27 protein-coding genes and 2 pseudogenes are annotated in these 23,441 nt (G+C 56.0%); 17 read left to right on the top strand and 12 right to left on the bottom strand.

Going from position 1 to position 23,441, the window contains the following annotated elements:
* Nucleotides 1–3: 3 nt before the first annotated feature.
* The 6 genes and pseudogenes from urtD (at nt 4) to WMW72_RS17195 (ending at nt 5,158) form a co-directional block, all read left to right on the top strand.
* The gene (gene urtD / locus WMW72_RS17220; RefSeq protein ID WP_341416753.1) at nt 4–798 is read left to right on the top strand and encodes an urea ABC transporter ATP-binding protein UrtD; all 795 of its coding nucleotides are present in this window, start codon (nt 4–6) and stop codon (nt 796–798) included.
* A complete protein-coding gene (urtE, locus tag WMW72_RS17215; protein WP_341416752.1) occupies nt 788–1,510 on the top strand; it encodes an urea ABC transporter ATP-binding subunit UrtE in 723 nt (240 codons plus the stop codon). The genes urtD and urtE overlap by 11 nt, the downstream gene beginning before the upstream one ends.
* Before the next feature lie 173 nt (nt 1,511–1,683).
* A complete protein-coding gene (locus tag WMW72_RS17210) occupies nt 1,684–2,517 on the top strand; it encodes an aldo/keto reductase (protein ID WP_341416751.1) in 834 nt (277 codons plus the stop codon).
* 192 nt (nt 2,518–2,709) lie between these two features.
* A pseudogene (locus WMW72_RS17205) lies at nt 2,710–2,984 on the top strand (hypothetical protein).
* Between the two features lie 38 nt (nt 2,985–3,022).
* Nucleotides 3,023–3,475, top strand: coding sequence for a spore coat protein GerQ (gerQ, locus tag WMW72_RS17200; protein ID WP_341416750.1), 453 nt, complete (start codon nt 3,023–3,025; stop codon nt 3,473–3,475).
* 207 nt (nt 3,476–3,682) lie between these two features.
* Nucleotides 3,683–5,158: a protein adenylyltransferase SelO gene (locus tag WMW72_RS17195; RefSeq protein WP_341416749.1), complete on the top strand. Its 1,476-nt coding sequence runs from the start codon at nt 3,683–3,685 to the stop codon at nt 5,156–5,158.
* Nucleotides 5,159–5,237: 79 nt separating this feature from the next.
* Here WMW72_RS17195 and WMW72_RS17190 read toward each other — a convergent pair whose 3' ends face one another.
* A complete protein-coding gene (locus WMW72_RS17190; RefSeq protein WP_341416748.1) occupies nt 5,238–5,987 on the bottom strand; it encodes an SDR family oxidoreductase in 750 nt (249 codons plus the stop codon).
* 151 nt (nt 5,988–6,138) lie between these two features.
* Here WMW72_RS17190 and WMW72_RS17185 point away from each other — a divergent pair, with 151 nt between their 5' ends.
* The 5 genes and pseudogenes from WMW72_RS17185 (at nt 6,139) to WMW72_RS17165 (ending at nt 9,546) form a co-directional block, all read left to right on the top strand.
* Complete coding sequence (locus WMW72_RS17185) at nt 6,139–6,957, top strand: helix-turn-helix transcriptional regulator (protein WP_341416747.1); 819 nt, start codon at nt 6,139–6,141, stop codon at nt 6,955–6,957.
* A 263-nt stretch (nt 6,958–7,220) separates the two neighbouring features.
* Nucleotides 7,221–8,018 (top strand): alpha/beta fold hydrolase, encoded by a 798-nt coding sequence (locus WMW72_RS17180; RefSeq protein WP_341416746.1) that lies wholly within the window; start codon nt 7,221–7,223, stop codon nt 8,016–8,018.
* A gap of 45 nt (nt 8,019–8,063) precedes the next feature.
* The gene (locus WMW72_RS17175) at nt 8,064–9,044 is read left to right on the top strand and encodes a sensor domain-containing diguanylate cyclase (protein WP_341416744.1); all 981 of its coding nucleotides are present in this window, start codon (nt 8,064–8,066) and stop codon (nt 9,042–9,044) included.
* Nucleotides 9,022–9,414, top strand: a pseudogene (locus WMW72_RS17170) (phosphotransferase); the annotation flags it as partial. The gene WMW72_RS17175 and the pseudogene WMW72_RS17170, both read left to right, overlap by 23 nt.
* A 3-nt stretch (nt 9,415–9,417) precedes the next feature.
* A complete protein-coding gene (locus WMW72_RS17165; RefSeq protein ID WP_341416743.1) occupies nt 9,418–9,546 on the top strand; it encodes a hypothetical protein in 129 nt (42 codons plus the stop codon).
* A gap of 108 nt (nt 9,547–9,654) precedes the next feature.
* Here WMW72_RS17165 and WMW72_RS17160 read toward each other — a convergent pair whose 3' ends face one another.
* Nucleotides 9,655–10,701 (bottom strand): bifunctional transcriptional activator/DNA repair enzyme AdaA, encoded by a 1,047-nt coding sequence (locus WMW72_RS17160; protein ID WP_341416742.1) that lies wholly within the window; start codon nt 10,699–10,701, stop codon nt 9,655–9,657.
* Nucleotides 10,702–10,844: 143 nt separating this feature from the next.
* Nucleotides 10,845–11,165, bottom strand: coding sequence for a hypothetical protein (locus WMW72_RS17155; RefSeq protein WP_341416741.1), 321 nt, complete (start codon nt 11,163–11,165; stop codon nt 10,845–10,847).
* A gap of 127 nt (nt 11,166–11,292) precedes the next feature.
* On the opposite strand from WMW72_RS17155, the gene WMW72_RS17150 reads away from it, so the two are divergent.
* Nucleotides 11,293–12,276: a metal-dependent hydrolase gene (locus WMW72_RS17150; protein ID WP_341416740.1), complete on the top strand. Its 984-nt coding sequence runs from the start codon at nt 11,293–11,295 to the stop codon at nt 12,274–12,276.
* Nucleotides 12,277–12,467: 191 nt separating this feature from the next.
* Here WMW72_RS17150 and WMW72_RS17145 read toward each other — a convergent pair whose 3' ends face one another.
* Nucleotides 12,468–12,695 carry an alpha/beta-type small acid-soluble spore protein gene (locus tag WMW72_RS17145; protein ID WP_341416739.1) on the bottom strand — a complete coding sequence of 76 codons (228 nt, stop codon included), beginning with the start codon at nt 12,693–12,695 and terminating at the stop codon, nt 12,468–12,470.
* Between the two features lie 146 nt (nt 12,696–12,841).
* Here WMW72_RS17145 and WMW72_RS17140 point away from each other — a divergent pair, with 146 nt between their 5' ends.
* Nucleotides 12,842–13,042, top strand: a complete 201-nt coding sequence (locus WMW72_RS17140; RefSeq protein WP_341416738.1) for a DUF5325 family protein — start codon at nt 12,842–12,844, stop codon at nt 13,040–13,042.
* Between the two features lie 117 nt (nt 13,043–13,159).
* On the opposite strand, the gene trpS is transcribed toward WMW72_RS17140, so the two are convergent.
* Nucleotides 13,160–14,149: a tryptophan--tRNA ligase gene (gene trpS / locus WMW72_RS17135; RefSeq protein ID WP_341416737.1), complete on the bottom strand. Its 990-nt coding sequence runs from the start codon at nt 14,147–14,149 to the stop codon at nt 13,160–13,162.
* Between the two features lie 528 nt (nt 14,150–14,677).
* Between trpS and WMW72_RS17130 the strand changes: the two genes are divergently transcribed.
* Both WMW72_RS17130 and WMW72_RS17125 read left to right on the top strand, forming a co-directional pair.
* Complete coding sequence (locus WMW72_RS17130; protein ID WP_341416736.1) at nt 14,678–15,847, top strand: permease; 1,170 nt, start codon at nt 14,678–14,680, stop codon at nt 15,845–15,847.
* A 10-nt stretch (nt 15,848–15,857) separates the two neighbouring features.
* Nucleotides 15,858–16,838, top strand: coding sequence for a TIGR03943 family putative permease subunit (locus WMW72_RS17125; RefSeq protein ID WP_341416735.1), 981 nt, complete (start codon nt 15,858–15,860; stop codon nt 16,836–16,838).
* Between the two features lie 21 nt (nt 16,839–16,859).
* On the opposite strand, the gene WMW72_RS17120 is transcribed toward WMW72_RS17125, so the two are convergent.
* The 4 genes from WMW72_RS17120 to WMW72_RS17105 all read right to left on the bottom strand — a co-directional run bounded on the left by WMW72_RS17120 (nt 16,860) and on the right by WMW72_RS17105 (nt 18,979).
* Complete coding sequence (locus WMW72_RS17120) at nt 16,860–17,558, bottom strand: Crp/Fnr family transcriptional regulator (protein ID WP_341416734.1); 699 nt, start codon at nt 17,556–17,558, stop codon at nt 16,860–16,862.
* Complete coding sequence (locus WMW72_RS17115; RefSeq protein ID WP_341416733.1) at nt 17,533–17,871, bottom strand: HD-GYP domain-containing protein; 339 nt, start codon at nt 17,869–17,871, stop codon at nt 17,533–17,535. Before WMW72_RS17115 ends, WMW72_RS17120 begins: the two co-directional genes overlap by 26 nt.
* A complete protein-coding gene (locus WMW72_RS17110) occupies nt 17,872–18,294 on the bottom strand; it encodes a hypothetical protein (RefSeq protein ID WP_341416732.1) in 423 nt (140 codons plus the stop codon).
* Nucleotides 18,295–18,478: 184 nt separating this feature from the next.
* Nucleotides 18,479–18,979 (bottom strand): LURP-one-related family protein, encoded by a 501-nt coding sequence (locus WMW72_RS17105; protein WP_341416731.1) that lies wholly within the window; start codon nt 18,977–18,979, stop codon nt 18,479–18,481.
* 124 nt (nt 18,980–19,103) lie between these two features.
* On the opposite strand from WMW72_RS17105, the gene WMW72_RS17100 reads away from it, so the two are divergent.
* Nucleotides 19,104–20,339 (top strand): CapA family protein, encoded by a 1,236-nt coding sequence (locus WMW72_RS17100; RefSeq protein WP_341416730.1) that lies wholly within the window; start codon nt 19,104–19,106, stop codon nt 20,337–20,339.
* Between the two features lie 48 nt (nt 20,340–20,387).
* Here WMW72_RS17100 and WMW72_RS17095 read toward each other — a convergent pair whose 3' ends face one another.
* Complete coding sequence (locus WMW72_RS17095; RefSeq protein WP_341416729.1) at nt 20,388–20,918, bottom strand: hypothetical protein; 531 nt, start codon at nt 20,916–20,918, stop codon at nt 20,388–20,390.
* Nucleotides 20,919–21,022: 104 nt separating this feature from the next.
* Here WMW72_RS17095 and WMW72_RS17090 point away from each other — a divergent pair, with 104 nt between their 5' ends.
* Entirely contained in the window at nt 21,023–21,250 is a 228-nt protein-coding gene (locus WMW72_RS17090) for an alpha/beta-type small acid-soluble spore protein (RefSeq protein ID WP_072334850.1), read from the top strand.
* A 158-nt stretch (nt 21,251–21,408) separates the two neighbouring features.
* Here the strand turns inward: WMW72_RS17090 and WMW72_RS17085 are convergent, their stop codons facing one another.
* Nucleotides 21,409–22,410 (bottom strand): FecCD family ABC transporter permease, encoded by a 1,002-nt coding sequence (locus tag WMW72_RS17085; RefSeq protein WP_341416728.1) that lies wholly within the window; start codon nt 22,408–22,410, stop codon nt 21,409–21,411.
* Nucleotides 22,407–23,426, bottom strand: a complete 1,020-nt coding sequence (locus WMW72_RS17080; RefSeq protein WP_341416727.1) for a FecCD family ABC transporter permease — start codon at nt 23,424–23,426, stop codon at nt 22,407–22,409. Before WMW72_RS17080 ends, WMW72_RS17085 begins: the two co-directional genes overlap by 4 nt.
* Nucleotides 23,427–23,441: the final 15 nt, after the last annotated feature.

Below are 23,441 nucleotides of genomic sequence, written 5' to 3'. Positions count from 1 at the left end.
GCGATGCATTCAGCCGAGGCCATGCCCCGTCAAGCAACCGCAGGCCCCATCATCCGGGTGGAGCAGCTCGAGGTCCGCTTCGGAGACTTCAAGGCGATCCGCGGCTTGAACTTCTCACTCGCCCCCGGGGAGCTCCGCTTCCTGATCGGCCCGAACGGCGCCGGCAAAACCACCCTGCTCGACGTGCTGTGCGGGAAAACAAAGCCTTCATCCGGAACCGTCCGTTTCAAGGACAACTGGGATCTGGCGAAATTCCAGGAGCATCAGATCGCGCAGCTCGGTATCGGGCGGAAGTTCCAGTCTCCCTCCATCTTCGCAACCTTGTCCGTGCTCGACAACATGCTGCTCGCCTTGAAGGCGCAGCGCGGGCTGCTTCGCACCCTGCTCGCAGCAACAGCCGCCGGACAACGGGAGCGGGCAATCGGGCATCTGGAGACGGTCGGGCTGGCGCACAAGTCCGGTCTCCAAGCCGGAGCGCTCTCCCACGGGGAGAAGCAATGGCTCGAGATCGGCATGCTGCTTAGTCAGGAGCCGGAGCTGCTCCTGCTCGATGAGCCAGCCGCCGGGATGACCGACAGCGAGACAGAGAAAACCGGCGAGCTGCTTGTGCGGATCGGGCAAACACAGACGGTCATTGTCGTGGAGCATGACATGGAGTTCGTGAAGCAATTTGCCAGCATCGTGACCGTCATGCATGAGGGAAGCGTGCTGCGGGAAGGGACGATGGAAGAGATTCAAGCGGACGATCAGGTCGCACAGGTATACCTGGGAAGGAGGACGGAGAGACATGACGACTAATTCTGGCACAGGCTTATGGGTAGAAGCGCTGGAATCAGGCTACGGGGAAAGCATGGTCGTACGGCGCGCCTCCCTGCACATTCCGCCCGGGCAGGTCGTGTGCCTCATGGGCCGCAATGGCGTGGGCAAGACAACCCTGCTCCGCACGGTGATGGGGCTGATCAAGCCCCGCTCGGGACGCATCCTCTACAACGGCCGCGATCTGACGAGATCCGCCCCCGCAGTCCGGGCCAAGTCCGGTATCGGCTACGTGCCGCAGGGCCGGGACATCTTCCCGCAATTAACGGTGGAAGCCAATCTGCTGCTCGGCCTGGAAGCGGCCTCCCCCGACATACGCAAGGACGGCATTCCAGCCTCGATCTTCGAGCAATTCCCGGTGCTGCGCGACATGCTGCACCGCAAGGGCGGTGAACTGAGCGGAGGCCAGCAGCAGCAGCTCGCCATCGGCCGAGCGCTCATCTCGAGGCCCCAGCTGCTCGTGCTGGATGAGCCGATGGAAGGTATCCAGCCGTCGATTGTCATGGATATCGAGCGGGTCATCGAGTCCGTTAAGGCAGCAAGGACCACCTCCGTGCTGCTCGTCGAGCAAAGCCTGGCTTTCGCCACCAGCATAGCGGATTACTTCTATGTGCTGGATAAGGGCACCGTCGTGGCGGAGGGCAATTCCGGCACCTTGAACGGAGACATGATGCGCAAGCACCTGGCCGTCTAACCGAGACTCAAGCAACTTACTTCAAGAGAAAGAACCAGGCTCCCCGCCAGGTTTTTTTTCACGTTTATTGCCGTAACTCGCTTCATTTTGGAGGTTGTCGGCAACTTGTGTTATGATGGAAAAGCAAGCAAATCGCTAGGAATAATCGATATGGAGAAGGGAGCTGTCATCTCATGACATCCATTACACAAATCCAGGACACAGTCACGCTTCACAACGGCGTCCGTATGCCATGGCTCGGGCTCGGCGTATGGCAAACCAAGGAAGGAGACGAGGTCGTTCAAGCCGTAACCGACGCTCTCAAGTCAGGCTATCGTTCTATCGACACTGCTGCTATATATGGTAATGAAGCCGGGGTTGGACAAGCCATCCAGGCGAGCGGCGTCCCCCGCGACCAATTGTTCATTACGACGAAGGTCTGGAATGCCGATCAAGGCTTCGACCAGACGCTCCGCGCGTTCGAGGAAAGCCGTAAGAAACTGCTCGTCGACACCATAGACCTTTACCTGATCCACTGGCCGGTGAAGGATAAGTACAAAGAAACCTGGAAAGCGCTGATCAAGCTGTATAACGAAGGTCTAGTTCGTGCGATCGGTGTGAGCAATTTCCACATCCACCACCTCAAGGATATCATTGAGGACAGCGGTGTCGTGCCGACGGTCAACCAGGTCGAGCTTCACCCCTTGCTGCAGCAAAGAGAGCTGCGCGAGTACTCCCGCGCCCATAATATCCGGCTGGAAGCCTGGAGCCCGCTCATGCAAGGGCATCTCGACCTTCCGCTGCTGGCGGAGCTGGCAGCCAAGTACGGCAAATCTCCGGCCCAGATCGTGCTTCGCTGGGATCTCCAGCAAGGCATCGTGATTATCCCGAAATCGATCCAAGCCCACCGGATTCAAGAGAATGCCGATATCTTCGACTTCAATTTGTCGGATGAGGATCTAGCCCGTCTGGATGCCCTGAATGAGGACAAACGGTTCGGCCCTGATCCGGACAATTTCAACTTTTAAACTTCTACCGGCATCTTCCCGGTAAGAACCGCAGGCCTATAGCTTGCGGTTCTTTGGCTTACTTCCCCATTTCAGACGCCTCTTCCCCGCTCCCGATAAAAAGTACAACCACCCCCCGGCAATAATCCCGCCTACCCGTCATACAATAAATGGTGTGCAAAAGCCCATGGGCGCTAGGTCCATGAAAAGGAAGTGACAGCAAGAAAGGCAGTCATTAAAACGAATGCCAATGACACCAGGCTTCTCGCAAGATTGCTTCGCGCCGAGGCGGAGAGCGAAGGCGAGCCCGGCATGCTGATGGCCGACCATGTCGGCGTCAACCGACTGCGTTCGGATTCTGGTATTTCCGGCCTAACAGCGATTGCCCCGATCAGTGGTACAATCAGCCGAATATAGGCCGTTACAAGCTGCATTGCTTCTTCTCGCCGACCACCGAAGATTGCCCACAGGTGTACAACACGTATTGAGCTGTAATCCGATTATGTAAAGGAGGCTTTAACTGCTCATGTACAATCAGCCTTACAAGCCGAATGCCACCCCTTACGGGTACCCGTCTTATCCGCAACAACAGGTCAGTCCCGCCACCCAGATTCCGCCGCAGGTGCCAAGCGGCTCACCCATCACGCCTTACGGTACCGTCGTCGCTCAGCAAGCCGCCCCGGCTGCCCCTGCCACGCCAGGCTTGCTGCCGATCGAGCAATCCTTCATCGAGAACATTCTGCGCCTTAATCTTGGCAAGGTAGCCACGCTTTATATGACGTATGAGAACAACTCCGAATGGAACGCCAAAATCTTCAGAGGCCGCATCGAGGCCGCGGGACGCGACCACATCATCATCAGCGACCCCAAAACAGGCATGCGGTATTTATTGCTGATGGTCAACCTGGATTACATCACCTTTGACGAAGAGCTTCAGTACACCTATCCATACGGCACCCCCGCTCAGGGCGGCCGATAATTCCCGGCACATAAGACTCCCCGCCTGCAGCTTGCAGCTGCAGATTTCTCAGTTACAAGTTGCACTTGCAGGCAGACCGGCCTCCCGGTCTGCCTATTCGTCGCACAAACCGATTAGCCTCAGCAAGCTTAGAAAGAGTATAATGATTAGATAGAAGCAAAAACTACGTGAATGCCTATGATTTTGTCTCATGCAAAGGAGAAACTGATGACACCGAACTCTGCAACCCCGAAGCCAGGCTGGAACCTTGATGATAGTTACGCTCGTCTGCCGAAGATCTTCTTTACCCATCAGAGCCCGGCCCCGGTGCGCTCTCCGGAGCTGGTCATCCTGAATAAACGGCTGGCCGCCTCGCTGGGACTGGATGCGGAGGCCCTGCAAACCCGCGAAGGAGAAGCCGCCCTGGCCGGCAATCATGTTCCCGAGGGTGCTTCACCGCTGGCCCAGGCCTATGCCGGGCATCAATTCGGGTACTTCAACATCCTCGGAGACGGACGGGCCCTGCTCCTCGGCGAGCAGCTTACGCCCCAGGGTGAGAGATTCGATATCCAGCTCAAGGGCTCGGGCAGAACCCCTTACTCCCGCCAAGGCGACGGACGTGCGGCGCTCGGACCGATGCTGCGCGAATACATCATCAGTGAAGCCATGCATGCGCTCGGCATCCCGACCACCCGCAGTCTGGCGGTGACGGCAACCGGTCAGGAAATCATCCGGGAAACCCATCTTCCCGGCGCCATCCTCACCCGCGTGGCTGCCAGCCATATACGCGTCGGCACCTTTCAGTACGCAGCCAGTCAAGGTACTGCCGAGGAGCTCAAGGCTCTGGCGGATTATACCCTGCACAGGCATTATCCGGAAGCCGGCGCCGAGCCGAACCGCTATCTGCTCCTGCTTCAGGGGGCCATCCAACGTCAATCCGAGCTGATCGCCAAGTGGCAGCTGGTCGGCTTTATCCACGGGGTCATGAACACCGACAATATGACCCTTAGCGGCGAAACGATTGATTATGGTCCTTGCGCCTTCATGGATGTCTATAGTCTGGCAACAGTGTTCAGCTCCATCGATAGGCAAGGCCGCTATGCCTACGGCAATCAACCGCATATGGCCGTCTGGAATCTGGCGCGGCTGGCCGAATCTCTGTTGCCCTTGCTGCATGAGGATGAGGAGCAGGCCGTCAAGCTGGCCGAAGAAGCACTTGCCGGCTTCTCCACTACCTATCAGCGTTATTGGCTCGCCGGCATGAGGGCTAAGCTGGGGATTTTCAATGAAGAGACCGGGGATGAAGCCCTGATCGAGAACCTGCTCAAGCTGATGCAGCAGTACGAGGCAGACTACACCAATACCTTCCTCGCCTTAACCTTCGACCGGCTCGAGGGGACGACCCTCTTCGAGACCGAGGAATTTGCGGATTGGAAGGCGCAGTGGCAGGCTAGACTAGGCCAGCAGCAGGAAGGCAAGGAAGCCTCCCATCAGCTGATGCGGAGAAGCAATCCAGCCGTCATCCCCCGAAACCACCGGGTGGAAGAAGCCCTTGAGGCCGCAGAATCCAACGAAGATTACAGCGTCTTGGAGCGCCTTCTCGAGGTATTGTCCGACCCCTTCGCTCATACGCCTGAGCAGGCGGAATACGCCGCACCCCAGGAGCGCTCCACTCGTCCTTACCGGACCTATTGCGGAACCTGACCCCGTCACATGAACAAGCGCCCGCTCCCGGCTTAGGCTGGGAACGGGCGCTTGTTCATGTCTATCTATGCGCAGCCGGTTACACGAGGATAGAACCTCCATCTACAACGATTCTCTGTCCGGTCGAGTATTGCTCGCGCATCAAGTAAAGAAAAGCTTCGGCCGCATCCTCCGGTTCACCTACCCGGCCTGCCGGAAGGCGAAGACCGTGGTTCTCATACAGCGCGTTCCGGCCCTCCTCAGGAAGGTTATCCCACAGCTCCGTGCGTATAAGTCCCAGACACACGACATTGACCCGGATAGGTGCGAGCTCGACCGCCAAGGCCCGGGTCAGCACCTCCACAGCGCCGCATATGCTGGCCGGGACCGTCGATCCTGCTGAAGGCCTGATCCCAGCTGTACCGGAAGTCAATGTAATGGAACCGCCCTGCCGGATGTTCCCGCTGCCGTATTTGGCAGCCATATAGGCTCCCCAGTAGCGCAGGTCAAACAATTGTCGCGCTGCGGCCAACTCAATTTCACCGATCGTATCGAATGACAAGGACTCGCCAGCCGTAAACACCAAATGATCAAATTCACCGATTCGCTTAAAAAATGCACGGACCTGCTCCTCGTCGGACAAGTCAACCGCATACCCTTCGGTACCTCGGGGCAGCCGAGAAATCGCAGCATCAACCCGGTCCTGACGGCTGGATACGACGACAACGGAAGCTCCTCCCCTGGAAGCAGCTTCCGCTGTTGCAAAACCGACTCCGGATGTTCCTCCGAGGAGGAGAATCCGCTTATCTTCCCATGTACGACTGTGTTCGTTTTGTTCCGACTTGGTCATATGAAAATCTCCTTCTTACCCTAATAATTTGTTAGGTTCTCACCGACAAGTCGATTATAATCGGAGTTATATTACGCAAACAGTTGTGTACTTATCGTATGATTCGCTATCCTGCTATAAATTCTATTACGATGGGAGATGCATCATCGTTATGAATAGTGACCGAAGACGAAGAGAACTGGCGGACTTCCTCCAGAGCCGCCGCAAGCGTTTATCCCCGCAGGAGCTGGGGCTGCAGGCCGGAGCTTCACGCCGCCGCACACCCGGTCTAAGACGGGAAGAAGTCGCTAGTCTATCCGGTATTTCCATACCATGGTATACCGCGCTGGAGCAAGGACGGGATATTCAAGTGTCCGAGCAAGTACTGGAGAGCTTGGTGCGGACACTTAAACTGAGCCCTGACGAACGCAACTATCTCTTCATACTGGCTAATCCTTCTTTGATGACGAAAGCAGCGGAAGAATCCACTCCTCCCGCCCTGCAAGCGATTCTCGACAGGATGGGAACCTACCCCGCCTATGTCATTGACAAACGCTGGAATATATCGGCCTGGAACCAAATGACGAGTACGTTGTGCGGTGAGTTGAACGGATCGGCGGAGATCGAGCGAAATATACTTTGGCGCGTCTTCGTGATGGAGCGCAATAAGGCAAGCATCGTGAATTGGGAGCATGTCTCCTCCCGGCTGCTGGCTCACTTCCGAAACCGTTATGCCTGGCACCTGAATGATCCGTGGTATCAAGAGTTAATCAGCAAGCTGCATGACCAGAGCGAGGAATTCCGGGCAGGGTGGGAACGGCACGAGGTAGCCGGAAATTCGGAAGGCGACCAAGTGATACAGCATCCTGAGGCGGGACGGCTAGCCTTTCGCTATCATACTTTTGCAGTTTCTGAAAACAGTGACTTCTTCATGAGAGTGTATACCCCCCTCGAAAACAACGGAAGCCTTGATCGGCTGGTAAACTTGTAGCATGCCGAGCAAGCGAGGCCAATTCATGGCCGCATTGTGTTCCTGATCATCGTATCCTTATCGGGACTATATCATAGATGGATTTCTCGTAGCTTTGCCTCAGGTAGGACGCTTGCAATCGGCCGGCCAGTCTCCTTTATTCGTGCCAACCGCTCACAGAACCATCCTGCGGGACGGACTCCTGGACTGTGAAAATTTACTTGATATTTATAGAACCTCCCCTCAGAATGGAGAGAATACCAATTATAAGGGAGTCATCCAAGATGAGCGACGTGGGTGTACGGAATAATGTAAAGATGGTTGGCGAAGGAGAACGCACCGTCATGCTGGCCCATGGATTCGGATGCGACCAGAGCATGTGGAAGTATATATTGCCTTCCTTGGAGCGGAAATTTCGAGTGGTTCTGTTCGATTATGTAGGTTCGGGGAAATCGGATTTGAGTGCATATACCTCGAAGAAATATCACACCCTGCACGGCTATGCCCAGGACGTGCTGGATATTATAGAAGCCTACGGGCTTCGCGATGTCATCTTTATTGGCCACTCCATCAGCTCGATGATCGGGATGCTCGCGTCCATCGAGCGGCCGGAATATTTTGAGCGGATGGTCATGATCGGACCTTCCGCTTGTTATTTGAATGAGGCGGACGAGTATGTCGGAGGGTTCGAGAAGAGCGATATTATCGAGCTGCTGGATATGATGGAAATGAATTTTGCAGGCTGGGCAAGCTTCATGGCTCCCTTTGCCATGAATAATCCAGAGATGCCTATGCTATCCAAGGAACTCGAGCGCAGCTTTATTTCTGCAGATCCTGTCATTGCCAGAGAATTCGCGGAGGTGACCTTCTTTGCAGATCATAGACGGGATCTGGCTCAGGCTGCCGTTCCTACGCTGATCATGCAATGCTCCGATGATAGTGTGGTACCGCTGGAAGCAGGAGAATACTTGCACCGGCACTTGAAGAACAGCACGTTCCAGCTCATGGAGGCTAAGGGGCATTATCCGCATATTAGCCATCCTGACGAAACGATTCGCCTGATTCATGAATATCTGGAATAGCGGCGGAAGGAAGATCCGCCCGTGATTGAAAGGACACCTGAACTAATGGATGAACGGCTGAACCACGCACCTTGCGGCTATATCTCCCTGACCCATGAAGGAACCATAGCCGATGTGAATCAAACCTTCCTCGATAAGATGAAGTATACCCGGGCTGATTTGTTGGACAAACATATGGAATCGCTCATGTCGACGGCCAATAAACTCATTTTTCATTCTTACTTCTTCCCGTTTATCAACTTGAATGGGCATGTGGACGAGTTATTTTTGAGCTTGAAGGATGCCAGCGGGCAGTCGGTCCCTTATCTGCTCAGCGGGAAAATATTCCAGAACGATAGCCTGGAATTGACAGATTGTATCTTGCTGCCGATGGGCAAACGTATCGAGTACGAGCAGGAGCTCCGGTCGGCCAAGAAGCAGATCGAACAAGCCTACTGGGAGAAGGACCAGGCCCTGGCCAAGCTGGAGCAAATTCATAGGGAAATCGAGCAAAAACAAGCAGAGCTGATCCAGATGAATACGATCCTGGTTGAATTGTCTACGACCGATAAGCTTACGGGATTGAAGAATCGGAGATATTTTCAGGAAAAGCTCGAAGAGCAAATTGCCTTGTTCCATAAGACGCTGCAGCCCTTCTCCCTTTGCATCCTGGATATCGATCACTTCAAGAAGGTCAACGACACCTACGGGCATCAGACAGGGGATCAGGTCCTGGAGCAGCTGGCCCGTATTCTGAAAGCCCATGCCCGGTCTGAGGATATTGCAGCCCGGTACGGCGGAGAAGAATTTGTGCTGATCCTCCCGGGCACCGATGGGCCGGAGTCCAGAAGCATCGCCGAGCATTTGCGGCAGATCGTCGCAGAATCCTCGTGGATAACAGGCAGCCTCACCGTCAGTGTCGGTATAGCGACCTACACGGCCGAGGAGACCGATGCTACGATTCTGAAGAAGGCCGACCAAGCTCTCTATACTTCGAAACTAAACGGAAGAAATCGCGTGACCCATATCGTGGAAATTCCAGAATGAGTATGATACAGAGGCCGTTCAGTCTGGAGTTCGTTGCAAGTCCCCGGAAGAAGCACGGGAGGCTTTTGCCGCCAACATCGAAGAGATCCAGCAGAGCTTCGCGATTCCGGCCAAGCTATCCGAGCGCTGGACGGCATGGCTGACTACGGATAGCTACTGGCCGGAGCATTCGGTACTCCATCATGGCGATCTGCATCCCCCTCATATTCTCGTCGACCGCAACCAACGTGTAACCGGGCTGATTGATTGGACTGAAGCCGAAATTGCCTACCCCGGCAAAGATTTCGTTATCCTGTATGCCTTATTTGGCGCCGAGGGACTCCGTGATTTACTGCGGCGTTATGAACAGGCGGGCGGCAGAACCTGGCCACGCATGTATGAACATATCGCAGAACAATGGGCCGCATATCCAGCACTAGTCGCCAAGTTCGCACTGACGACAGGAAAAGAAGCCGATATGGACATGGCCAGAGGGATGATCGCCAGATGGAAGACGGACTAATCCAGGTCTGCATGGACAGGAAGTGGGAATGGCTTGTAACAAAACGCTGACCCCAGCCGCTGCGTGAGCATGCGGCTGGGGTCAGCCTGTTCAGCTTGAGATTTCATCCTATTTGACTCCCATCTCATGCTGCAGCAGCCAATTCTTGCGCGTTAAACCGCCCCCGTAGCCGCCCAGATCGCCATTGGCATTGATGACACGGTGACAGGGAATTACGATGGCAAGCTGGTTGGCTCCGTTGGCCTGAGCCACAGCGCGAAATCCCTTTGGCTTCCCGAGCGATAGGGCAAGGTCCAGATAAGACCGCGTTTCCCCCGTCGGTATCTTTATTAACTGCTCCCACACGCTTTGTTGGAAGGGCGACCCCGCTAGAAAAAGTGGAGTTTCGAAGGTAGTCCGCTTCCCCTCGAAATATTCGCCGAGCTCCCTCTCGATGGAGCGGATGGGCTCGGTCATTCCCGGAATAATCGCCGAGCGCGTCCGCTTGCGGTGACGCTCCACCTCTCGCTCCAGTCCGCGGCGGTCGACAAACTCCAGTAGGTGAAGAGCATGATCATCTCCTATAGCCATCATCGGGCCAAGTCGCGTATCGATCCAGGCCGCTTTCAGAATTCTCCGCTCGTCCACCAAGGTAGGCGCCGCCCCCATAATGCGGGAGAAGGCATCTCGGAAGCCGCTGCTGGATTCATAGCCTGCTGATAGCTGACTATCGATCACGGGCTCGCCCGCCCTGATCTTCTTGAGAGCAAGCCCCATGCGCCGGGCCCGTGCATATTCCACAAAGGTCATACCGAAGCGCTTCTTGAATTGACGACGCGCCGTCGATTCATCGACGGACAGATTTTTGAAATCTTGACCGGTCCATCGTTTTTCCGGGTTATGCTCGACCGCCTCAACCAGCACGCGGACAATCTCCGGCACATGGTTCGGATGAGATAGCGGCCGGCACCGCTGGCAGGGCCTGTAGGAGGCGAGCAGCGCCTGCTGCGCCGTCTCGTAGAACTCGCAATTTTCAAACTTAGGCTTCCTTGCGGGGCAGGTTGGCCGGCAAAAGACGCCCGTAGTCTTGACGCCTACGTAGAATAAACCCTCGTATTCGCTGTTTTTCTCCAGCAATGCCTTATAATATTCCTCTTTGCGTTCAGCCATGCTCATGGGCGCACTCCTTAACCTGGATTATGCTTTTATTATAAAGCGCTGTACCCTGCAGCATCGCCGAAATTCAGGCACTAATATTGGGAAATGACGACCGCCTGTCTGACACCATTCCTCCGCTTATGGCATACGATACGACGGAATCATACGCCCTTACCCGAGATCGGACTGAACTGCCACATATGAATCTTAGGCCGTCCTCCGGCCACCCACAGCTCCATCGTCCTCCATCTGCCGCTCTCTTCATCCTGAGCGATCCGGGAGTCCTCCCCGATTCTCGCCGCTTTCAGCGCCGCGTACTTCTCCTGACTCAGGCCGCTCCAAATCTCTACGAACAAATTCGGCTGCTCCGTCCCCTCGTAAATCTCCAATTCCGCAAACTCCTGTTTCAAATCGGCGGCCCATGTCAAATAATCAGTACGATGTATGGCGTCAATCTTATACTCAGTAAACACAATCCCCATAGTATTCACGCTCCCGACGTTTTTTTGTTCCCGATGAAGCTTTATTTTGCTCAAGAAAATGATACACTACTAGTAGTGGACTGCAAACGACAGTTGGCAGAACTATGCTTGACCAGGAGGTAAGTCCATGGATACCGGAACCCATCTCGTCATTGGGCTGGGCTTGGCGGGACTCGCTTATATCGATCCTGTCGTTGCCGCAGACCCTGCGGTCGCTACGGCCGTCCTGATCGGCACCGTTGCCGGCTCGCAGGCCCCCGATGCAGATACGCTGCTACGACTGAAGAACAACGCCGTGTACATCAAAAATCACCGTGGCAAGTCTCATTCCTTGCCCGCGCTGGTCCTCTGGACCGCGCTCATCTCCAGCGTGCTGGGGCTCACCTTCAAAGGTCTGCCGATGCTGCACGTCACGATGTGGGTATTTATCGCCGTCGCCTTTCACGTTTTCACCGACTTGTTCAACACGTATGGGACTCAGGCGGTCCGGCCTTTTTCGGAACGATGGGTGGCCTGGAACATCATTCACATTTTCGACCCGTTTATCTTCCTGTCGCATGTACTCGCCATCTTCTTATGGTCGGTGCATGTACTGCCTCCACAGGTGATTTTCCCGATTCTGTACAGCCTGACAGCCGTTTATTACCTCTGGCGCACCTGGGAGCATCACCGGACCCAGTCCAGACTTCATCTATCCGACCCCGAGTATAAGCCGGGAGAACGGTACACCTTGATTCCGACCGTTCACCTGCATAACTGGCAGATTGTGAAACGACGGACGGACGGCTCCTACCGGCTGGGCGAGCTGAGGAACGGCAAGCTCCAATGGGTCGATCAGGTGCGCTGCGATGAGCATCCTGCCGTTGACGCCTCCAAGTCGCATCCGAATGTAGCTTCATTCCTGTACTTTACGTCTTATGCCTGCTCGGAGATGAAGGAGCATGCCTGGGGCTACGAGGTACGCTGGGCGGATGTACGCTACCGGCATCGCAAGCAATATCCGTTCGTGGCTGTCGTCAGAATGGACAAAGCCTACGAAACGCTCGATTCCTACGTTGGATGGAAGAATGATTCCAAGCTGGAGAAGAAGCTGCGTGTCGATCTGAATTAAGCATACACGGATTACGGCGGATTGGGAACGCGGAATGAAAAGCAGACAAAGGGCGGGACATGCGCGGATGCTGTATCCGCCATGTCCGCCCTTTGTTGCGCGCCTCCGGCCGGGTCCATAGGAAAAAGCCCAAGGAGCGAACTCCTTGAGCTTTATATTCGATCTTGCTTGGTACAAGACCGACCGGGCAATTAGCGGGATTGTTGTCCTGCAATTGCTTGCTCGGCGATTTGCACCAGGCGGCGTGTAATGTGACCACCGATTGCACCGGTGTCACGGGACGCCATGTAGCCGTAGTAACCGTCTTGAGGGATTTGAATGCCCAGCTCCTGAGCTACCTCATACTTCAATTGATCCAATGCCTGAGAAGCTTGTGGCACTACCAGAGCGTTGCTGCTGCGGGATTGACCTGCACCCATGTTCAGCACTCCTTTCGATTGGATAATGTCTTTGATGTATTTGCAAGCTTGCAAACTTATTATGTGTCGGACGCGGGAAACTATACGCCGCTTTGAAAAAAAATTCAGTTTCAAACTTTTACAGTCAAAGGGGCAACTTAAACCTTATGAACAAACCACTTGCACTGATCTATGCCGTGCTCGGTACGGCGCTGCTAGCTGCTATCAGCTTCTTCATGGCAGCAGGCCGCCCCTGGATGGCTGTACTCGCCGCCATCGTCTCCCTGTTCTTCATCGGCTCGGGCTTTATCGTCAAGGCCAGGCAGCGGAGAAAACGCGAGCAGTCGTCCCATTCGGGTGAGAAGTAGCCAGGTTCGCATTACACTCTCTGTCCGGGTGTCCGGCAGCCAAAACTCAAAAAGAGCTCATTCCCCCGTTCAACCGGTTGGAATGAGCTCTTTGTCTGTGAATACTTGCTTATTCGTTCAGAGGGTAACGAAGCCCATCTTGGCTTTGACTTCGCTCAGCGTCCGCTCGGCCTGTTCCTGCGCACGCTCCTGCCCTTGCCGCAGAATCCGGTGCAGCTCGCCGGACTCGCGAATATCCCGGTAAGTCTGCTGCAGCGGCTCGAGCAGCTCGACCACGGCTTCGCCCAGCCCTTTCTTGAACGGTCCGTACCCCTGCCCGTCGTACATCGCTTCGATCTCTGTAATCGGCTTATCCGTAACAGCGGAATAGATGCTGAGCAGATTGCTGACCTCCGGCTTGCCCGCAGGATCATATTTCACCTCGCGGCCTGAGTCGGTCACGGCCCGGCTGATCTTCTTACGGATCACATCCGGCGGATCGAGCAGCGCAATATAGCTGCCGGCGTTCGGACTGCTCTTGCTCATCTTCTTGGATGCATCGTCCAGTGACATGACGCGCGCGCCTACCTCCGGAATATATCCTTGAGGAATCTTGAACGTGTCCCCGTAACGGCCGTTGAACCGGTGCGCCAAATCCCTCGTCAGCTCCAGATGCTGCTTCTGGTCGTCGCCTACCGGCACCTGATCCGCATTGTACAGGAGAATATCCGCAGCCATCAGAGACGGATACGTGAATAAGCCCGCGCCTACCGACTCCTTGCCCTCCGATTTATCCTTGAACTGGGTCATACGCTCCAGCTCGCCCATATAGGTCATCGTCGTCAATAACCATCCGAGCTCCGCGTGCGCGCTCACGCTGGATTGCAGGAAGACCGTTGCCTGCTCAGGATCGATGCCTGCCGCCAGATACAGAGCCGCTACGGATTCTGTCTGCTCCCGCAGCGCTGCAGGCTCCTGCGGAACTGTAACCGCATGAAGATCGACGACCATGAAGTAGCAGTCATGCGTATGCTGCAGCTTGACATAATTGCGCAAGGCGCCGATATAGTTGCCGAGGGTCAGTTGACCGCTGGGCTGCATGCCCGATAATACCCGCAGCTTTGTCATTGTTCATTACCTCCCGATATTCTAGACTCTTCTCGTTTCTTTACCCAAAAATGCATACAAAAAAGGCCTCTCCCCGCAAGGGACGAGAGACCGTGGTGCCACCCTAATTCGCCTGCATGAACGACCCGCCAGATGATATCCTCATCCAGTCAGTGCCTGAATTATGCAAACCTTATGGCTCCTGTAACGGGGAGTCAGCCGGACAGGTATACTTGCTCACGCATTCAACGGAAAGTTAATTATCCGTCCCGGGCCCGGTAATCGCGCGGCCGTTCCACCTTCAGCTCAGGGATCCATTCAGTCGGCGCCGCCTGCCGGTTCGCACCACCCACCGGCTCTCTGATCAAGCGCACTGCCGCTTACTTGTTCCCGTCATTGCTTATTAGGAGCATTGTATCGAACGCATCATGCGATGTCAACCACCTCCCGCCCAAATTCTTCCTTCCGAAAAAAACTCGTCCTATATTCAAGGGCTCGTGCATACGATATAATAATAATTATTACGTTTATAGAAGGAGAAATGGGATCGTGTCCATGACTATCCAACGCTGGATCACTAATATCCTGGCCGTTCTATGCCTGCTTATGCTTGTACTGATCTTCACGCAGAAGCAGCAGCCCGATCTGTCCTGGATCAGCTCCGATGCGATGCAAAACTTCAAGACGATGTTTATCAGCATCATCCTAGAGGCGCTGCCCTTCGTCCTGCTAGGCGTCCTCGTGTCCGCCGTACTGCAGATGTTCGTATCTGAGCAGACTATCCGCCGCTGGACTCCGAAAAACCCGATCCTCGGCATCTTGTTCGCGTGCCTGGTGGGCATCATCTTCCCTCTCTGCGAATGCGGCATGATTCCTGTCATCCGGCGTCTGATTCGCAAAGGCATGCCGGCTTATGTAGCCGTCGTGTTTATTCTAGCGGGACCGATCATTAATCCGGTCGTCTATGCCTCCACCTTCATGGCCTTCCGTACCCGCCCAGAGATCGCCTACTCCCGGATGGCACTCGCCTTTGTCGTAGCCGCGGCAGTCGGTCTGATCGTCTACCGGTTCGTCCGGTCGAATCCTCTGCGCAGCCAGACAGAGGGTACCCATGAACACGACCATGGGCACAACCATGGACACCTGCACGGACATGCGCATCATCACGATCATGGACACGACCACCATCATCATGATCATGGGCACCATCACGATCACAACCACAACCATGAACATGGTCACGTCCACGCAGGAGGCCATATTCATGGCGCCGGTCATGCCGCCCATAGCAGCGCCGGCCGCGGATTGAAAGGGAAGGCAGCTGGCGTGCTCAGCCATGCGTCCGAAGAATTTTTCGATATGGGTAAATATTTAATTTTCGGCGCCATGCTGACCGCCATCATCCAAACCTTCATGTCGCGCGATAGCCTGGCCGCCATCGGCGAAGGCACGATCAGCTCCCATCTGTTTATGATGGGCTTCGCTTATATCCTGTCGCTCTGCTCCACCTCTGACGCCTTCGTGGCCTCGTCGTTCGTCACGACCTTCTCGACCGGCTCACTACTGACGTTTCTGGTCTTCGGTCCGATGCTGGATATCAAGAGCAGCCTGATGCTCCTATCCGCATTCCGTGTCAGATTTGTTCTCGTGCTGACCGTACTCGTGACCGTAGTCACCTTGTTGTTCTCTCTGCTGTTCGAACGTATTTTCTTCCTGTGAGGTGAACCCGATGAGTCCACGTACGCTTAGCTTCCATCATGCCATCAAGGCGTTGATCCTGTTCGGCTTTGCCGGGTACATCGCCTATCTCGTCCAAAGCGAACGCATTCTCCTGTACATAGCTCCACGCATGACCGATTATGTCAAGTGGTCCGCCTTGGGCCTCTATGCCGTAGGCGCCCATCAGGCCTACCTGGCCGTCAGCACGCTGCGCAAGCGGCATGAGCCGGACTGCGACTGCGGTCATGACCACACACCGTCCAGGTCCGTCTTCAAGCATACCATCGTCTACGGCTTGTTCATCCTGCCTCTGCTGCTCGGCTTCGCCCTCCCGGACTCAACCATGGGCAGCAGTCTCGCGGCCAAGAAAGGAATGAACCTGAGCAGTGCCAGCTCGGTGAAGAAGGCTTCCCCAGCCGCCGATTCGGGCACTGGAGAAGCTCCAACGAACGGCGGCGGTACCGGTGCTACCGCTCCGGACAGCCGCACGTCTCAGACCGGCGACGCGGGCAAGGAAGCTCAGCAAGCAGGCTCGGCTGGGCCGACAGATGAGCTGTTCCCTTCCGACCGGTTCACCAAGCAATATGCTGATTATGCCAAGAAGCTGTATAAGCAGGATACGATCCAAGTATCGGAAGAATTTTTCATGGAGACGCTGACCTCAGTCGATCTGTATCTCGACCGTTTCGTGGGCAAGAAGCTGGAGCTCACCGGCTTTGTCTACCGTCAAGAGGAGATGAACGAGCGGCAGTTCGTCATCGGGCGCTTCTCCATCCAGTGCTGCTCGGCGGATGCCGCTCCCTTCGGCGTACTTGCCGAATATGACAGAGCCAAGACGCTCGAGAATGACGGATGGGTGACGGTAACCGGCAAAATCGAAAAAACGAAGTTTAATGATGCGGAGATTATGGTGCTCAAGGTGGAAAAGGTCGTCCGGGCAGAGCCGGCCAAGACCCCGTATGTGTATCCGAATATGAACTTCGGTCTCTAAGTGGAGCGGGCAAGCCCAGAGTTATTCATCCTCCAGCAGCTTGCTCTCCAATTGCTTGATGCTGATCACCTGAATCATCTTCTGCCTGATCTGGATCAGGCCCTCGTCCTGCAGCTCCTGAAGCACCTTGGATACCGTTTCGCGGACGGCGCCGACCAGATCGGCGAGCTGCTGATGGGTCAGCTTCATCGGGATCAGGACAGGGCCTGCTTGTCTGGGAGCGGCATATTCCTCGGCCCAGCCCTTCAGCCGCTTCATGATGCGGGAACGGACCTTCAGGAAGGTCAGATCATAGATCTGCCGGTTCGCATTACGCAGCCGATCCATCGTGTCCTCTACCAGGTAGTAAAGCAAATTACGGTCATTCTCGAACAGGTACTTAAAATCCGTTCCCTGCAGCACGAATAACCGCGTCGGCGCGATCGTCTCCGCTGTTGCCGACCGTACGAGACCCGGCTTGATCAGCGCCATCTCCCCGAAATAATCGCCTTCTTGAAAGAAGGCCAGGATGACCTTCTTGGATTTATTGAACGTATGAATGCTGACTGACCCCGATGCGATGAAATAAATCTCATTCCCTTCGCTTCCCTCTAGGAAAATAAGCGTTCCCTTCCTGTAGGTCTTCTCCTGTACATACGGTACAATCCGCTTCAGAAGTTCAGGATCTATGCCCTGGAAAAAAGGAATCTTCGACCTAAGCTTGGCTGAAGTAATAGGCATACCTGTCCCCCATTTCCTTATAAACCGTCCCCAAGGGGTAGGGTACGAATGCCTTGAGAAATGCACAATCACTGCAGATTCCGCAAATCTGTGCCCCTTCGGATAGCTCCTTCCCTGTAATACCTTGAGGAAAGCCTCTGCCATCCAGTTGCTCATGATGCTGCAGGACAATATTCAGTGCCCCTTCGGAAATGCCAGGTACTGCTTGCAGCAGTTCATAGCCGGTCACCGGGTGTTGGATAAGCAAGCTGTCAGCCGCGGAATAGGCCAGTCCCATGTCATGCAGCAGACTGCCAATCGCCACTTCTTTCACCTAAGGCAGCGTATAACCGAGCGCCCTGCCCGTCAGCATGGACAGCAAGCATACGTTCAAGCTGTGTCCGATCAAGTCCGGGCCACTGGGCCGGAGGTCTTGATAATAATAAATAACATCCGGCTGCTCCATGAAGGAGGCGGCTGCATGATCGGCCCAGTCATTAATCGGCTCAAAGCTCAGCCCCTCTTCCAACTGAGCCTTCTCGTTCAGTTCCTGGAGCAGCAGCTCCGTCAGGCGGCGTAAATCCGCCTTGATCCCCTCCGTACCGGAAGTCTCACCGACTCTTGATTCGATAACAACGTAACGCTGTCCTCGCCGCTTGATGGTGTCAATCCGTTTATCGTCAAGCTTGACGCCTTTATTCAATATCAGCCGTCCTTCAGCCGTGTATATACTGCGCCCGAGGATATCGCCCTCCATTGCTTCATCCGTCAGGACAACAGCATACTTCCACTCCCTATCTTGTCTTGTAGAACTGACTTCTCTCTAAGCCGATACTACCATATTCAACATTCAAGATTCTGTAACTTCCGTTACAAAGCTTGGAATGATGAGGACTTTTGAACCAAATTCCTATGGAAGTCAGGTCTTATGCATAAACTTTTCATGTATTCGCCGAGGACTGCTTCCGCTTCCGGATCGCATGAACACCCATGACCACCACGATCAATTCCTGCATCTGCAGTCCCGAATGATTGGTCAGCTCAAATGCTCCGGAAGCGAAGAAGTGGCTAATCCGGCGGAATTCCGCAGCTACCTGCCCATTAGGGGCAACGACCGTATAATCTTTGGAGAAAGCAGGGGCCTCGATCGTGAATATCCCGTGACGGAAACTATCGTATTCATATCGTTGGGACAGAAACGAAATTCTGGACCTCAATACGCCCATTTCCTGCTCGTTCCCACTGTAAACGAACCATTTGTTGGAGAAAAAACGGAATTTGCCGCTATAGGACGCGAGTCCGCCGGAGCTGTATACGGTCACTCCAGAATGAAACATGCTGTGCAGATCCAACCTCCCTACCTGCCGCTGGGCTTCATCCAGAATTTCCGTTTCTCCGCTGGAGAAAAAATTTTCGCGAAAGTAGACAGTGCGAGCTTCCATATCTGCCTCCCCCTCTCAGCTTACGTCTTTGTATACCGTTAAACGTTGTATGCAGGAAATAGTTTCATCCCCTGCGGATTTGTCCATCTGGGGATAGTATGGGAAAACAGGAGGTGGATCCGACTTGAAACAAATCTGGGGATCCCCCAGGCTCATCGCCATAGCCGGTGCGCTTCTTCTAGCGGTTGTCTCCAGCTCCTGTTCGACCCTGTCCAGGCAAGGAAAGCCGCCAGCTCCCGATGCCTCCGTCCACGAGCTGCAGCATACAGGAGGCGGAACAGGCAGCTTGTCCGTGCCACTTCCTGAGGAAAGCATGCAGCAGGCAGGCCCGCCTGCTCCGGAGCCCGCCGTCACGCTTGCAGCCGTCGGAGATGTCCTGCTCCATCGGTCCGTCTACGAGGATGCCCGAACCGGGAACTCCTTCGACTTCCGCCCGATGCTGGCCCCCGTCAAGAGCATGCTGGAGACGGCGGATATTGCGATAGCCAATCAGGAGAGCGTGACAGGCGGAGCTGCCATCGGACTGTCCGATTATCCGGCATTCAACAGTCCCTTCGAAGTAGCTGACGCACTGCGCGACGCTGGTCTCGACCTCGTAACCATGGCTAATAATCACGCGCTGGACCGCGGGGAGAGAGCCTTGCAGCGGGCCATCGCACATTGGCGCACGCTGGGGGTCGAATATACGGGAGCCAGCACGGATGAAGCCGACCGCAGGCGTCTGCGCATCTTGGAGAAGCACGGGCTGAAGCTGGCATTCCTGGCCTATACCTACGGAACGAACGGTATCCTCTCCCCGCCGGGAAAGGAATATCTCGTCCACAGGCTGGATAAGGAGGCGCTGAAACAAGAGGTTAGCCAGGCCAGACAAAGCGCCGATGCCGTCATCGTGAGCCTACACTTTGGCAACGAGTACCAGCGTCTGCCGAACGCCGGTCAGCAGGAGCTCGTCCGACTGGCGGCTTCGGCCGGAGCGGTCCTGATCCTGGGCCATCATCCGCATGTGCTGCAGCCTGCCGAATGGGTGGATGACGGACATGGCAGCCGCAGCCTGGCCGTTTATTCGCTCGGCAATTTCATCGCGGCCCAGAAGCAGCCGGGGCCGTATACACGCATCGGCGGCATCCTCCAGGCCAAGCTGCGCAAAAAAGCCGCTTCAGGCGATAGCCCGGGCGGCGTAACGGTTGAGCACGCAAGCATCATGCCGACCTATATCCGGTTCTCCGATTGGAGAGGATACCGTGTCGTACCGCTTGCGTCTGTGGAAGAGCATGAGCTGAAGGGCGCCTCCAGCATCCGCGATGAGCTGAGGCAGCATATGCGCCGCTGGATGCCGGAGCTTGAGATCTTAGACAGGTGAGCTTTTCACCCGATCGGTATTAAGTTCACAGCCTGTCGATCTGCTGACCTATGAGCTCTGACCCGATGCAAATCCCTGAACGTCGATTTCCTGCCGAGACAGCTCAGCTAGCAGCCTGCGAACCGTAGGTACCGTGTCCGCGTAGAGCGGCCTATAGTCGAGCGGCTCCACGAAGGCCAGGAACGTCTCGCCGATGTCCCGGACCTGCCGGATGTACTCCGCCCGGTCGATCTGGTAATCGGCCAGCGGGCGTGGCTCCCCGTCCTGGGACTCCTCGACCTCCTGCAGATCGAGCAGCGGCTCGCCTTGGCGGTGCCGGGCGATGAAGGAGAAGCCGCGGCATTCCGGGTCGCCGCAGCCGCAGATGAAGAAGGGCACCTTGTCCCAGGCCTCAATCCCAGCCCAGCGGTCGGGCCGCACATCCCGCTGCGCGCTCAGCAGCAGGGCCGGCAGGCCTACATCGATACAGAGCGGCTCGTCGATGACCGATTCGCCGTCAATCTCAAGCCTGACATCGGCGTGCACGATTTGCAGGTCACGGTCAAAGGACCAGTTGCGGTAGCTGAGTGCAAAAGACATGCTGTTCATCCCCTTTTCGCGCTAATGGACAGATTTACCAATTTCCAAATTGAGTAGAAGTCCTTTTGTGGAACATACTACCTATCAGAACGGAGGTGATATCAATGGGTGCAGGACAATCCCGCAGCAGCAACGCTTTGGTCGTTCCTCAAGCCTCCCAGGCTTTGGACCAGCTGAAGTATGAAGTTGCTCAAGAACTGGGCATTCAAATTCCTCAAGACGGCTACTATGGCTTCATGGCTACCCGCGACACGGGTGCGATCGGTGGTCATATTACACGTCGTCTCGTTCAAATCGCCGAGCAGCAGCTGGCCGGCAAATTTTCCCGATAAGGCAACACCACGAATACTTAAGGGCGGCTCCTTCCGGAGCCGTTTTTCTTTATGCTGTCCTTTTATTATAGACGATGAGCTTGCTTCACGCCTCCCCCTATTTTCCCTGGACCCGTCGCGACGCTGGAATATCCATATCCTGAGCCTCCAGCTTGGTTTCACGGCTTGCGGATCAGCAGATACAGGAAGTAGGGGGCTCCGACGGCGGCAACCACGACGCCCACTGGAATTTCCACCGGCTGCGCCATCGTTCGGCCGATGGTATCAGCGGTAAGCACGAGAATCGCGCCCAGCAGGGCCGCGCCCGGCAGCAGCAGCCGGTAGTCGGCCGGAAACAGCCGGCGGGCCAGATGCGGTGCGATCAGCCCGACGAAGCCGATGCTTCCGGCCACTGCGACGCATGCCCCCGCGAGTCCGACTGCGACAGCCATCAGGACCAGACGCTCGCGCTGCACCGCGACGCCCAGACCGGTCGCGATAGGATCGCCCAAGGTCAACAGGTTGATCCGGTAACCCTTGTAGACGGCCAGCGGCACCAGCACTGCCACCCAGAGCAGCGCAGCCTGTACGTAGAGCCAGTTGGTGCCCCAAATGCTTCCCGTCAGCCAGATTTTCACGAACGTATAGTTGTAAGCATTCATCCGGTAGGTAAAAAACAGCATCGCTGCGCTAATACCCGCTCCTGTGGCGATGCCAACCAGCACGAGCCGTACCGGGGCCAGCTGGCCGTCTTTAAGCGCGAGCAGAAATACGAACAGGGCAGCTAAGGCAGCCCCGACGAACGCAACCGCCGGCAGGGCGACTACCGGGGCATACTGGAGCTTGCCATAGCCGAATACCACATACAAGACAATAGCCAAGCCCGCTCCGGCATTGATGCCCAGCAGCCCCGTATCGGCCAGCGCATTGCGGGATACGCCCTGCATGATCGCCCCAGCCACGGCAAAGCCTGCGCCGACCAGCAGGGCGATGACAATCCGGGGCAGCCGGATGTCGAATAAGATGAGCCGGGCATCGGGTGTCCCTTGGCCCAGCAGGGTGTGCACGGTCTCCACCGGTGTGAGCCGGACGAGCCCCGAATTAACGCTTATGAAGAAGATGACAGCCAGCAGAAGCAGCAGGACGATAACAGTAACCAGGGTGCGGCGCTGGGTGCTCATACGGCCCCCTTCCCTTCCTTACGGGCGAGATACAGGAAAAAAGGAATGCCCAGCAGCGCGGTCAATATACCGACCGGCGTCTCCTGGGGAGGATTCACCAGCCGGGCGGCCGTATCCGCCGCCAGCAGCAGGAAGCCGCCGAGCAGAGCCGAACAGGGGATCACCCAGCGGTAATCGACCCCGATGAGAAAGCGGGTCAGATGCGGAATCATCAGCCCGATAAAGCCGATCGGCCCCGCTACGGCTACCGCCGAGCCGGTCAGCACGAACACAGTCAGCGCTCCGGCCAGCTTGACCCGGCCTACCCGCAGCCCGAGTCCCGCTGCGGAATCCTCGCCCAGGCCCAGCAGCGTGATGCTGCGGGCAAGCAGCATTCCGGCGGTCAGACCCGCCGCCGCCCAAGGCAGCATCGTCTGTACATGCACCCACTTCACGCCGGAGATGCCCGCCGCATACCAGAACATGATGTCCTGGGCGATGCCGTAGTAAATTTGCATCCCCTCGGACACCGCGCCCAGCATGGCGCTGACCGCTGCCCCGGCCAGGGCAAGCCGTACATGCGTATGGGATGCCGAGCCGATATACGAGGCCGCAGTTCCCGCGCCGAAGACCAGCATCGTCCCGAGCGCTGCACCGGCCATCGATACGAGGATCATCGCCTGGTAAGACAGCGCTGGAAAGAAGATAAAGGCGCCTACGACAGCAAAACCGGAGCCTGCCGATACGCCCATAATGCTCGGGCTGGCCAGCGGATTGCGCGTCATCCCCTGCATAATCGCTCCCGATACGGCGAGGCCTGCGCCGATGAGGACGGCAATGACCGCACGGGGCAGCCGGACGGACATCACTGTGTAATGCTGCACCGAAGTCCGGTCATAATGCAGGAAGGCTTCCTTCACCGTGGTCGGAGAAATCGAAGCGGCTCCTGTCGTCACCGAGATAAGCAGCCCGGCCAGAATACCCGCCGAAACGAGAAAAATCAGAAAAGAAGGCGACAGCCTTCTCTTCTGATTCATCGCCCCGGGAAGGCA

The organism is Paenibacillus filicis (assembly GCF_038070315.1).
Classification (GTDB): domain Bacteria; phylum Bacillota; class Bacilli; order Paenibacillales; family NBRC-103111; genus Paenibacillus_G; species Paenibacillus_G filicis.
This window is presented reverse-complemented; position numbering and strand designations above follow the sequence as displayed.